Raw genomic sequence first — 11,964 nt, 5'->3', positions numbered from 1 at the left:
CAGATGTTTATAATAAAAGTATCAGGTAGAGGAGAAGTAAGATATGAATGATGTGCAATTAGCCAGCTTCCAGATTATTTCAGCCGTCGGAGCAGCCAAATCTTACTATATTGAGGCTATCCGTGCTGCGGAAAAAGGAGCCTTTGCGGAAGCAGCAGAAAAAATGAAAGAGGGCAGGGCAGCCTACAAAGAAGGACATGATGTTCATTTCAAGCTCCTGCAGGGTGAAGCCGGCGGAGACAGCCAGCTGCTGTCCATTCTGCTGGTGCATGCCGAAGATCAGCTCATGTCGGCCGAAACGATTCAGCTGCTGGCAGAGCAGATGATTGCTACCAACCAACGTCTTTATAAATTGGAAAAACAATAAACGACTGTGTTCGCAGAGAATACAGCTGTAATACTTTTTCTGTTCTATACTCTATGAACATCATTGGCAAAGTAGACAGGAGCCGCCAGCTCAAAAGCTCCGGCGGAGGTTTTGAGCTGGCGGATAGGACTTTGATAGAAGCCTCAAAAGCAAGGCTTTGATCAGCTCACTGACGCGTGTGATGTTCATCGTTTGACTATAAGAGAGGAGTCGTCTAATGAAGAAGATTTATTTATTTTGCAGTGCCGGTATGTCCACCAGTATGCTGGCCAGCAATATGCAGGGAATTGCCAATGAGCACCGGCTGCCCATAAAAGTTGCAGCTTTTCCGCATGACAAGCTGGAAGAGATTCTGGCCGACGACCGGCCGGACTGCATTCTGCTGGGGCCTCAGGTCAAATACATGTATGAGGAAACAGTGGACAAATTCGGCAGTCAGGGCATTCCGATCCATGTCATTGATCAGGCAGACTATGGCATGATGAATGGCGAAAGAGTGCTCAAAAGCGCGATAAGATTGATCAAAGAAAATAAATCAGTTTCTTGAGGAAAGGATTTCTTATGATGATAAAGCAGTTAGAAAAATTTTTGGTGCCGCTTGCAGAGGCTATCGGAAAGAACAAGTATCTGGTGTCCATTCGCGATGGTTTTCTGGTCACTACTCCGCTCTTGATTGCCGGTTCCATCTTTCTCCTGATTGGGGAGTTCCCGATTCCGGCTTGGACAGACTGGCTCAATTCTGTCATTGTAGATCAGAAAGCGGGTCTTACCTTGGCGGCCTTCATTGAAAAGCCGTCCAGCGCTACTTTCTCCATTATGGCTGTTTTTGCCGTTGTGGCTATTGCCTATTCCTTTGCCAAACAGCTGAAGACCAATGCAATTTTTGCTTCGGTGGTTGCGGCCATGAGCTGGTTTCTGCTGGTTCCTTATCTGGTAGAAGGGACCAATCAAATCGGCGGCAAGGAAGTCGCTGTCAATCTGCCCGGTATTCCGCTTGCCTGGTCTGGAGCCAAGGGGATTTTTGTTGGCATCCTGATAGCTTTCGCAACCGTCCATCTCTATGCCTGGGTTGAGAAAAAAGGCTGGGTCATCAAAATGCCGGCCGGTGTTCCGCCGACAGTTGTCGAGTCCTTTGCGGCTCTGATTCCGGTTACGATTGTCATGACGGCAGTCTTTGTTCTCAATCTTATCTTTGGCTTCTTGGGCACTAATGTGTTTCAAATCATCTTTGACTTCCTGCAAACCCCGATGGTCAATCTGGGCGGTACCTTGGGAGCTTCTCTGACCGCTTTCTTCTTTAACGGCCTTTTCTGGTTCTTTGGTATTAATGGCGGAGCAGTTGTGGGAGCGGTTTATGGTCCGGTCTTGGCGACGCTGTCACTGGATAATATTGAATTCTTTAAAACAGGAGCGGGGACACCGCACATCATCAACGGCCAATTCCAAGATTTGTTTGCAGTATTTGGCGGTGCAGGTTCCACCCTGTCGCTCATTATCGCTATGCTCATTTTCTGCAAGTCCAAACGAATCACCAATCTGGGCAAACTGTCGCTGATTCCGGGAATTTTTGGTATTAATGAGCCGATTATCTTCGGTTTGCCTATCGTTCTCAATCCCGTTATGATCCTGCCCTTTATGCTGGTACCGATGTTTAATATTCTGGTGTCCTATACAGCAATGTCTATCGGTCTTGTGCCCATCTGCAATGGGGTTACCATTCCTTGGACTACGCCGCCGATTATCTCAGGTTTTCTGGCAACGGACTGGCGCGGAGCTGTTCTGCAGGCTATCCTGATTGCTGCCGGAGTTCTCATCTATATGCCTTTTATCAAAGCTATGGACAAGCAGTACCTGCAGGATGAAGTGACTGCTGCAGAAGAAAATGCTGCTGATGACATTGATTTGGATGATTTGTCTTTTGATGATTTATAGGAGGGTGATGTGAAAGTTCTCATGATTTATGATCAGATCCAGGCGGGAGCCGGTATCAAGGATGACCGGATGGTGCCCTTGGGTCTAAATAAAGGAGCTACGGGACCCGCAGTTATGATGGCCCCTTATCTCAAGCGTATAGACGGCCATGTGCAGGCCTGTCTCTACTGTGGAGATGGCTATTATGAAGCCAATCCGGATGAAGTCAACCGCAAACTGTGCGCTATGGTAGACAAGCTGCAGGCTGATATAGTCATCTGCGGCCCCTGCTTTGACTATCAGGGGTATGCCCAGATGGCAGCTCAGGTGGCCAAGGCGGTCAATGAAAAAACCAAAGCCAAGGCGCTGGCAGCGATGGCTCAGGAATGCGGCCAGGTGATAGGGGCTTACAAGGATCGGCTTCCTATTGTCAGAATGCCTAAAAAGGGCGCGGCCGGACTCAATCAGTCTCTGGAAACAATCTGTGATTTGGCCTATGCTCTTTATCACAGGGAGGATGAAGCTGCTTTAATCGGAGAATACTGCTATTGATGACTCTTGGATTGAAAAATGCTGTTCTCGTCTTCCCTCAGAAGATTGATGACCAGCCACTTTATACTCTTCGTAATCTCTTCAAACCACCTCAGCACTAACAGTCTGGTGGAGTAAAAAGATCCGGGGGACTGATATGTGAGAGGGGATGCAGCAAAGGCGGTTTGTATCAAAAACCTGCAGAATCTGTTTTTGGAAAATTTATTTAAAAAGATGCAAAGGAGAAGGCATGAGAAAATTGGGAGTGTCCGTTTATCCCGGACACAGTGATATAGACGATATTTTAGCTTACCTGCAGCTGGCGGCTGGTTATGGATTTTCCAGAGTTTTTACCTGTCTGCTGTCGGTCGGCAATCATGAGCAGACTCTTGCTGATTTCAGGCGGGCTGTCGGCCGGGCCAGAGAGCTGGGGATGGAAGTTTTTGCTGATGTAGACTTGAGTGTCTTTGAGAAGTTAGATTTAAAACCGGATCATTTGGACTTTTTCAAGGAGCTGGGGCTGACAGGCATTCGCTTGGACGGCGGTTTTTCCGGCCGTGAGGAAGCGGCTATGAGCTTTAACCCGCAGGGCCTGCTGGTTGAGCTCAATATCAGTATTGAAAACCGCTATCTGGAAAATATTGCAGCCTATCAGCCCAAGCTGGAGCAGCTTATCGGCTGCCATAATTTCTACCCACATCGCTATACAGGCCTGTCGGTGGAGCATTTCCTGAAGACGACCAAGCGCTATAAGGCTTTGGGACTGCGGACAGCTGCTTTTGTCAATTCTAAAGCAGCCAGAACGGGTCCTTGGCCGGTCGAAGAAGGACTTTGTACGCTGGAGCTGCATCGGGACTGGGACATTACCAGCGCTGCCAAATGGCTCTGGGCGACTGATCTGATAGACGACGTGATGATTGCCAATGCTTTTGCCAGCGAGCAAGAGCTGCAGGCACTGAGCGAGATAGACCCTTATCTCCTGACCTTGGACTGTCAGCTGGCGGAGGGGATTTCCGGCCTCGAAAGACAGATTGTGCTGGAGGAGCCGCATCAGGTTCGGGGAGACAGGTCTGATTATGTTCTGCGCTCCTCCCAAAGCCGCATTACCCACCGGAAGGATTATTTTGAGCCGCATGATGCGCTGCCTATTGACAGGGGGGATATCCTGATTGATAATTCTCTCTATACTAAGTATGCAGGTGAGCTGCAGCTGGCCTTGCTGCCTATGAAAAATTTCGGCAAGACCAATGTAGTCGGACGGGTTTTGGAGCATGATTTGCCCCTGTTGGATTGGTTCAAGTCTTGGCAGAAATTCCAATTTAGAGAAAAGAAAGAGCAGTGAGAGCTGCCAGAGAAGACCCTGTATTCATGAAGTCGGTACGATGATTCATGGCTGCAGGGTCTGAGATGTTTGGGGGAACATTCTTCAACTCAATTACATAAGCATTGCCTTGCTCTGACAGTCTGAGGGATCTTTCCAGCTTGATTCTGGAAAGAAAAGAGTGAAGGGATCTAAAAATTTTCAAGATAAGCTTCTGTTCTGCCGTCTTTTTATGCTACAATAGGACTTGACCAATTTGAAATGAGAATGAGTGAAAGCTATGATAACCGTCATCAACCCCAGCCGCTTGACCCGGCAGCCTTTTTTTCAGGAACTGGTCCACTATCTGGATATTCATGAAGGAGCCATCCTGCGGCAGATTAAGCGGGATTTTGCCCATGTGGCCCATCTCGACCGCTCCATGGAGGACTATATCAGGGAAGGCTATATCCGAAGGGAGAACAAGCGCTATTTCCTGCAGCTGCCTTTTTTGGAAAATCTGGCGGACCTGCACTTGGATCAGGAAGTCTTTGTCCGGGATAACAGTCCGCTCTATCAGGAGCTCTTGGAGCTGCGCTTTGAGACGCAGATTGCGAATGAAACCAACGCCGCTCTCTTAATCGAAGAAACGGATTTTGCCCGCGAACGGCTGACTTTGGCGAATTACTTTTACAAGATGCAGCGGCAGTATCCCCTGTCTGAGGAGCAAAAGCCGCTCTATGCTGTGTTGGGCGATGTCAATCCTCAGTATGCTCTCAAATACATGACGGCTTTTTTATTGAAATATGTCCGCAAAGATGAACTCCTGCAGAAAAGGCGGGATATTTTCGTAGACAGTCTGCTGATTCTAGGCTATATCAGGCAGAATGAAGCCGGCAAATATGAGCTGCAGCTGGACTTTGACAGGGAAAGGCTGATTTTTTACAGCAAATCTTCTGAGCAAAATCATTGACTGGAGACTGATAAAATCTTATACTATTGGAAACGGTCACAAGAACCGGAATAGAACGGAGGCAGTTTTATGTCATTAGAAGAAAAATTTGATCAAGCCAAGGGCGCAGTCAAAGAAGGTTTTGGAAAAGTCACAGGCGATACTAAAACAGAAGCTGAGGGAGCCGTTGAAAAAACGGCTGCCAAGGTGAAAGAAGTTGCCCAAGATGTCAAAGGAGCTGTCGAAGGAGCCGCTGAAGGCCTTAAAAACAGCTTCAGTAAGGATAAATAAAAAAATAGGAGCGGGACAGAGCTAAATTTGAAAAAATTTAGTTCTTGGTCCTGCTCCTATTTTTGTGTCTGCCAGAGGAGGTAGAGGAAATAAGGGGCCCCGATAATGGAAATGATAATACCGGTCGGAATAGCAGTGCCTATCAGAAAGGCCCGCGTTATCGTATCCGCAATGGTCATTATGAGGGCCCCCAGCAGCATGGCTGCCGGAAAAAGAAGGCGATGATCATTCGGCAGAAAGCGCTTGCTGATATGACTGGCCAGCATGCCGATAAAAGCAATATTGCCAGCCAGCGACAGGCTGAAGGCTACTAAGGCACTGGCCAAGAGAAGCAGCAGCAATCGCTCTCTCTTGAGATGAAGGCCCAGTCCTAGAGCAGTTTCATCATTCAGACTGAGGATATTGAGCTGATAGGCCCGCTGGTAGGTCAGAAACCAGAGCAGCAGCAGGACAGGCCCTGCAATGGCCAGACTTTCCCAGTTGTTCCCCGTGATTTTCCCAGCCAGCCAGCTGACCACATAGGTCAGTTTGTTTTGATTGACCCGGCCGGTAATCGCAATCATGCTGGAGGACAGGATAGCGGACAGGGTCACGCCGGAGATGATAATCTTGACAGGACGGATGGCCTGTCCTTTCTGATGGGAAATCAGATAGGTGACGGCTACGGTCAGCATACCGCCCAGCATGGCGACGAAGGGCAGGTAGCGAATGTAAAGAGGGTCGGTGACTTCCAGCTGGCTGATAGCCAGTGTAATGACCACTCCGGCACCGGCGTTGATGCCCAAGGTCCCAGAGTCAGCCAAGGGATTTCTGCTAAAGGTCTGCAGAAGGACGCCGCTCATGCCCAGAGATGCCCCGGCCAGCAGGCAGACCAGCAATCGGGGAAGGCGGATTTCTCCCATAATGAACTGAAGACTGCTGTCACCGCTTCCCAGCAGATAGCGTACAGTATCACTGAGATTGAACTGCTGGTCTCCCAAAGACAGGGAGAGGATGAAAACCAGCAGGGTGAGCAGACTGAGACTGCCTAAGACCAGAAGCAGACTGTTCTTATTTCTCATAGAAGGCCCCCTTTCTCATCAGCCAGAGAAAGACCGGCAGGACGATCAGGCTGATTAGGGCGCTCAGCGGCAGTCCGGCCAAGTGGAGAGCGGCAAAGTCACAGAGGAGCAGAAAAAAAGCTCCCAGCAGACTGGTCAGGGGCAGGATCCTCCGATAGTCCTTTCCGCTGACAGACTTAGCGAAGTGGGGGATGATCAGTCCTACCAAGGCGATACTGCCTACCAAGGCAACAGCAGCAGCGGACAGCAGGAGGACCAAGCTCATGAAAAAGAGGGTCATGGCTGTGGTTTTCTGGCCCAGTCCCTTGGCCACTGTTTCATTCAGGCTGAGAACGGTCAGCTGATGGGCAAAAAGCTGCAGCAGCAATAGGCCGACGAGGATGAAGGGCGCAATGATTTGCAGCATCTTCCAGTTGGTTCCGATCAGTCCGCCGGCCTGCCAGCCGATAACGGCATTCGTCAGGTTCAAATAGATGGTCATTCCTTGGCCGATAGCTGTCAGCAGGGTGGCTGTCATAGCCCCGGAGAGGACCAGACGCAGCTGCTCAAAGCCTTTTCGGGGATGGTAGGAAAGCGCGAAGACCAGCAGGGCTGCAAGCAGGGCCCCTAAAAGGGACATGAAAAGAATGGTGCTGTAATGCATGCTTTTAAAGAGAGCGTAGCCGCAGATCAGAGCCAGACCAGCTCCGGAATTGATGCCTAAGAGTCCGGGATCGGCAATGGCATTGCGGGTCATCCCCTGCATGACAGCGCCTGAGGCTGCCAGCGCAGCACCGACCAGAAGCGCAGCCAGTCCGCGAGGAAGCCGCAGGTCGATGAGGATGTTCTGGGCCGGGCTCTCCTGAAAAGGGTGCAGCAGGGTATTCAGCAGTGTCTGATGGGAATAGCTGGGGAGTCCGAAGCGCAGGTAGATATAAAGCCCTGAGAGGATGGATAGGCAGAGGGTGAAAAAAACAAGCCAAAACAAGTTTGGCTTATTTTTCTGAGCAAGTGAGGGATGAATCAGCATCAGTGCTCCTTTAATTCATTTTTTCCAGACCTTCTTGGATGGTTTTGAGTTCGTACTCAAGGGTCAGAGGGTCGTTGAAGTAGAAGGCATTGGCATCTACCTTGAGGACATGTCCCTTCTCCACGGCTGGGATAGACTTCCAGACATCGCTCTCATAAAGGGCACTGCCAGTTTCGTCATTTTCAGCTGCAATCAGTACATAATCACCGATATAGTCGCCGACGGTTTCATAACTGATTTGCAGGTAGCCGGTTGGAAAGACTTCGTCTTTGACCTTCTGCGGTGCGTCAAAGCCCAGTGATTTGTAAAGAACTTCACCGCCGCGGCCCCAGTTGTTGCCGAACAGATAGATTTCTTTTTCATACAGACCGACGACTGTGAAAGTAGCATTTTCTCCGATTTTGGCCTTCAATTCCTTGCCGACCTCTGCAGTCTTGGTCTTCCAGTTCTCAATCCATTTATCCGCTTCTTCCTCCTGGCCGAAAATCTGTCCGAAACGGTTGAGGATTTCCAGATAGTCGTTTTTGCCATATTCGATGGTGATGGTCGGAGCAATCTTTTTCAGTGCATCGATATTTTTATCGCTGGCATCAACGACAATCAAGTCCGGTTTTAGATTGGCAATGGCCTCTGTATCTTCGGGCATGAGGACTTTGGCATCCTTAACCTTGTCTTTGAGGACCGGATTTTTAGCATCATAAGAGGTCACGGCCACTGGACTGTAGCCTAGCTGGAGCAGGTAGCCGGTATAGGTAGAGGAAAGGCTGGCAATTCGGGTCGGTTTTTTAGGAATATCTCCATAGTAGGTAAAGCCGTCAATCTTGGGCTTGCTGGATAAGGCGATCTTGTCTGAAGAAGCAGCACTGTCAGACTTAGATGAGCTGCTGCCGCAGGCTGCTAAAAGAAGTACAGCGAGGGCGAGAGTAGCAAAAGATAAAAACTTTTTCATCGTTTTCTCCATTTTCTATATTATTTTATCAGTTGGTAACTGAGGCAAAGGGGTCTTTTCTGAATAGGATCCTGAATAATCTGGGCCTCAATGTCAAAGATTTCTCTCAGCATCTCGGGGGTCATCAAATCTTCCACCCGGCCTTGCCTGCGAATCTGTCCAGCCTTCATGGCGATGAGCTGGTCCGAAAAGCGGGCAGCCAGATTAAGGTCGTGCAGGACCATGACGATGGTTTTGCCATTGGCCTGATTGAGCTCCTGCAGCAGCTCCAAGACTTCCAGCTGATGGTTCATATCCAGATAGGTCGTCGGCTCATCCAGAAAAATGGTATCGGTGTCCTGGGCCAGAGCCATGGCAATCCAGACCCGCTGGCGTTGGCCTCCGGAGAGAGCATCCACTTCCTCATGAGCAAAGGCAGCAGACTTGGTTGCCTCCAAGGCCCAGTCAATCTTATCCCGGTCTTCTGCTGAGAGGGCGCCCAGATAGGACTGGTGGGGATAGCGGCCGTAAGAAACAAGATCATAGACCCGAATCCCTTCAGCGGCCTCCAAGACCTGGGGCAGGAGGGCAATCTTGCGGGCTACTGCCTTGGTGGGAAGCTCCGCAATGGCCTGACCATCCAGCAGGATGCTGCCTGCTCTGGTCGGAAGGATTCTGGTAAAGGCCTTGAGCAGAGTGGACTTTCCGCAGCCATTGCTGCCGATAATAGTCGTTATCTTTCCTTCTTCCAGCTGGCAGTCCAGCCCGTCAATGATAGTTTTCTGATCATAGGCAACCTGAATGCCTGCTGCACGGATAGTGGACATGACTTTCCTTTCCCTTGATTCTTTTGGAAGAATCACGCTAGTTATTATACCACAAAAAAGATAAGAAAAAAAGATTTTTCTGACAATTTAATAATTCTAATAATTAATGCTCAATGAAAATCGAAATCAGACTAGGCAGTGAGATGCTCACCATCTCCAGCGGCGGTTGTGAGCGAGGCAAAGAGTCTGTCCCACCGCCTTTATCAATGAAAGGACGGAGTCGTTTGCTGGTGCGCCGGCCGCTTAAGGCTAGCTGATCCACCATACGGTTTCCGAACAAGTCTACTATAAAATGACAATAATAAAAAACTATTCTGGTTTTTCAAGCCGTTCTAATAAAAGTTTAAGCTTTCTTTGCTATAATTCATATACATAGACCGATAGGGACAGTCAGCCTACTGTCTGTCTGGGCTATAGACTATTACACGGGCTGGCAGCCCAGCCCGCCGAAAAGAAGGAATGATGATGAACATTTTGAAAAACATTCACCCGTCCCAGCCGCTGAAACAGCTGAAGTGGTTTGATATTGCTGTCGTGACCCTGCTTCTGTTTGGGCAGTTTATATACCGCTCCACTGAGCTTTTTTTGGCCAGTCTGGCACCTGCGGCAGCAACTGCAGCAAGTGCCGCTGCCGACAGCAGTACGACGGCCGCCAGTGACGGTGCTGCTTATTCCAGCAACTTAACCTTCCAGCTCATCATGCTGGCCCTGACCATTGCTTATCTGCTGCTGCGGCATTTTGACTTCAAGCAGCTGCCGGTCCGTTTGACTTGGTCCGTTCTTTTTTGGGTTCCCTTTATCTTTGCCCTAGTTGGCATTTTCGGAGATATTGTGACATCTTTAAGCGGGGAGTACAATTATTTTGACCCTGCCCTCTGGTCCTATATTGACCCGCTGGAAATTTTCCGTAAATTGGCTGATTTAACTCCCATGGCGATACTCTATGGTCTTCTCAATGGTTTTTATGAAGAGTTCTTCTTTTTAGGGCTCATGACCTCGGTCAATGACAAATACAAGTGGTGGGCCTTGCTCTATTCGACCATCATCCGGATTTCTTTTCATACCTATCAGGGCATGCTGTGGGCGCTGGTTATCGGAGTGGTATACGGTCTTTTCTATTACTTCCTCTACAAGTACAAGGTCAAAAATCTGCTGCCCTTCTTTCTCATGCATGCTCTGGCAGACATGTTTGGCTCCAGCCTGATGTATGTGCTGATTAACTGGCGGTCATAAGGTTATACTCAATGAAAATCATCAGCAGACCAGGCAGCGGCCTCTTCAAGCAGAATCCATAATAAAAAGGCGATGAGCAACTCGCCTTTTTTTATAAATACTTTTCTGCCAGTGCATAGTCGCCGGGGTAGGCAGCTTTTTTGCCCTTGATGATTTGGTAGGTGTCTGCTCCCTTGCCGGCCAGAATAACAGCATCGCCCTCCTTGCTGGTCAGGCTGAGGGCTTTTTTGATTGCCTCTTCTCGGTCGGCAATCCTGTCCACCGGATAGGAGATATAGGAGGCGATTTCCTCAGCGATGGCCAGCGGATTCTCATAGTTGGGATCGTCTGCTGTCAGGATGACCGACAGCTGCGGATGCTGGTCGAGCAAGAGGCCAAAGTCCTTGCGGCGGCTCTCGCCTTTATTGCCAGTTGCCCCCAGAAGCAGGACAATCCGTCCTTTCTGGTGCTCCTCAACAACTGCCAGCAGATTTGCCAGGCTGACACCGTTATGGGCGTAGTCCACAAAGACCTTGGCTCCGTTTTTCTGAGTCAGAACTTCCATGCGGCCTGGTACCCGCGTCTCGGCAATGCCGGCTTGGATATCAGAGAGAGAAGCTCCCAAGCGCAGACAGGCCAGACCGGCTGCCAAAGCATTTTCCTGATTAAAGCGGCCGATGAGCTGCAGATCATAGCGGCCGGCCAGTTTTCCAGCTGCTTCAAAGCTGAAAGCCTCTGAATCAGCAATCTGATTGCTGGAGTCAGGGCCGTAGAAGTCATGGTCCATAGAGGCCACTTGCTCAGCCAGCAGCTGAAAATGGTCCATGCCGCTATTGACGATAACTGCTCGGCTATTGTCCATCAAGAGCCGCTTATTGTAGAAATAATCTTCAAAGGTTGGGTGCTCGATGGGGCCGATATGATCGGGGCTGATATTGAGAAAGACGCCGACATCAAAGGTCAGGCCATAGACCCGCTTGGTAAGATAGGCCTGACTGGACACCTCCATGATGAGATGAGTCCGGCCATTAGCAAGGGCTTGGGCCATCATTTTGATTAGGTCCAGACTTTCCGGCGTTGTCAGAGCGGATTTAAAGAACGTTTCCCCATCTAAAGTCGTATTCATTGTGGACAGCAAAGCGGGCTTTTGGCTCTGTTTCAGAATATTAAAGGCAAAGTAAGCAGTGGTGGTCTTGCCCTTGGTTCCGGTAAAGGCCAGCAGTTTGAGCTTTTTCTCAGGATGGCCGTAAAATTCCATGGCAATCAGGCTCATAGCTTGCTTGACATCATTGACCAAGAGGACCGGAATGCCGACCTCAAGGTCTGTCTCACTGATATAAAGTTTCAGCCCGGCTGCGACGGCTTTTTCCAGAAACTCTTTCTTAAAGGCTTGGCCCTTGACAAAAAAGAGAGTAGAAGCATCGGCTTCCCTGCTGTCATAGCTGATCTTATCAAAAGTCAAGTCGCTGTAAGAGAAGAAGTATTCTCCGTCTTTGACAATATCACGGAAATTCTTGTCTTTTTTTAAAATATCTAATACGGTTTCAATTTTAATCATAAATCTATTGTAAACCT

Annotated in this window: 14 protein-coding genes; 8 read left to right on the top strand and 6 right to left on the bottom strand. The window is 49.2% G+C overall.

Annotation, left to right across the window (positions count from 1 at the left end; genetic code table 11):
• Positions 1-43: 43 nt before the first annotated feature.
• The 7 genes from DHL47_RS06000 to DHL47_RS05970 all read left to right on the top strand — a co-directional run bounded on the left by DHL47_RS06000 (position 44) and on the right by DHL47_RS05970 (position 5,352).
• On the top strand, positions 44-367 hold the full coding sequence (locus tag DHL47_RS06000) for a PTS lactose/cellobiose transporter subunit IIA (RefSeq protein WP_128835648.1): 324 nt from the start codon (positions 44-46) through the stop codon (positions 365-367).
• A gap of 217 nt (positions 368-584) precedes the next feature.
• On the top strand, positions 585-914 hold the full coding sequence (locus DHL47_RS05995) for a PTS sugar transporter subunit IIB (protein WP_128835650.1): 330 nt from the start codon (positions 585-587) through the stop codon (positions 912-914).
• 14 nt (positions 915-928) lie between these two features.
• Positions 929-2,299, top strand: coding sequence for a PTS sugar transporter subunit IIC (locus DHL47_RS05990; RefSeq protein ID WP_245335560.1), 1,371 nt, complete (start codon positions 929-931; stop codon positions 2,297-2,299).
• Between the two features lie 9 nt (positions 2,300-2,308).
• Positions 2,309-2,830: a GrdB-related putative oxidoreductase gene (locus tag DHL47_RS05985; RefSeq protein WP_338060089.1), complete on the top strand. Its 522-nt coding sequence runs from the start codon at positions 2,309-2,311 to the stop codon at positions 2,828-2,830.
• A gap of 229 nt (positions 2,831-3,059) precedes the next feature.
• A complete protein-coding gene (locus DHL47_RS05980; protein WP_209551224.1) occupies positions 3,060-4,151 on the top strand; it encodes a DUF871 domain-containing protein in 1,092 nt (363 codons plus the stop codon).
• A gap of 259 nt (positions 4,152-4,410) precedes the next feature.
• Complete coding sequence (locus DHL47_RS05975) at positions 4,411-5,082, top strand: DUF1803 domain-containing protein (protein WP_209551238.1); 672 nt, start codon at positions 4,411-4,413, stop codon at positions 5,080-5,082.
• A gap of 69 nt (positions 5,083-5,151) precedes the next feature.
• Complete coding sequence (locus DHL47_RS05970) at positions 5,152-5,352, top strand: CsbD family protein (protein ID WP_128835658.1); 201 nt, start codon at positions 5,152-5,154, stop codon at positions 5,350-5,352.
• Positions 5,353-5,408: 56 nt separating this feature from the next.
• On the opposite strand, the gene DHL47_RS05965 is transcribed toward DHL47_RS05970, so the two are convergent.
• The 5 genes from DHL47_RS05965 to DHL47_RS05945 all read right to left on the bottom strand — a co-directional run bounded on the left by DHL47_RS05965 (position 5,409) and on the right by DHL47_RS05945 (position 9,442).
• Positions 5,409-6,413 carry a FecCD family ABC transporter permease gene (locus DHL47_RS05965; RefSeq protein ID WP_128835660.1) on the bottom strand — a complete coding sequence of 335 codons (1,005 nt, stop codon included), beginning with the start codon at positions 6,411-6,413 and terminating at the stop codon, positions 5,409-5,411.
• Positions 6,403-7,422 carry a FecCD family ABC transporter permease gene (locus DHL47_RS05960; protein WP_209551223.1) on the bottom strand — a complete coding sequence of 340 codons (1,020 nt, stop codon included), beginning with the start codon at positions 7,420-7,422 and terminating at the stop codon, positions 6,403-6,405. The genes DHL47_RS05965 and DHL47_RS05960 overlap by 11 nt, the downstream gene beginning before the upstream one ends.
• 10 nt (positions 7,423-7,432) lie before the next feature.
• Entirely contained in the window at positions 7,433-8,371 is a 939-nt protein-coding gene (locus tag DHL47_RS05955; protein WP_209551222.1) for an iron-hydroxamate ABC transporter substrate-binding protein, read from the bottom strand.
• A 20-nt stretch (positions 8,372-8,391) separates the two neighbouring features.
• Entirely contained in the window at positions 8,392-9,177 is a 786-nt protein-coding gene (locus DHL47_RS05950) for an ABC transporter ATP-binding protein (protein ID WP_128835666.1), read from the bottom strand.
• A gap of 103 nt (positions 9,178-9,280) precedes the next feature.
• Positions 9,281-9,442, bottom strand: a complete 162-nt coding sequence (locus DHL47_RS05945; protein WP_209551221.1) for a hypothetical protein — start codon at positions 9,440-9,442, stop codon at positions 9,281-9,283.
• Positions 9,443-9,642: 200 nt separating this feature from the next.
• Here DHL47_RS05945 and DHL47_RS05940 point away from each other — a divergent pair, with 200 nt between their 5' ends.
• Entirely contained in the window at positions 9,643-10,410 is a 768-nt protein-coding gene (locus DHL47_RS05940; RefSeq protein ID WP_128836281.1) for a CPBP family intramembrane glutamic endopeptidase, read from the top strand.
• A 91-nt stretch (positions 10,411-10,501) separates the two neighbouring features.
• Here the strand turns inward: DHL47_RS05940 and DHL47_RS05935 are convergent, their stop codons facing one another.
• Positions 10,502-11,947: a UDP-N-acetylmuramoyl-L-alanyl-D-glutamate--L-lysine ligase gene (locus tag DHL47_RS05935; RefSeq protein WP_209551220.1), complete on the bottom strand. Its 1,446-nt coding sequence runs from the start codon at positions 11,945-11,947 to the stop codon at positions 10,502-10,504.
• Positions 11,948-11,964: the final 17 nt, after the last annotated feature.

It is taken from the genome of Streptococcus panodentis, assembly GCF_017884005.1.
Classification (GTDB): domain Bacteria; phylum Bacillota; class Bacilli; order Lactobacillales; family Streptococcaceae; genus Streptococcus; species Streptococcus panodentis.
This window is presented reverse-complemented; position numbering and strand designations above follow the sequence as displayed.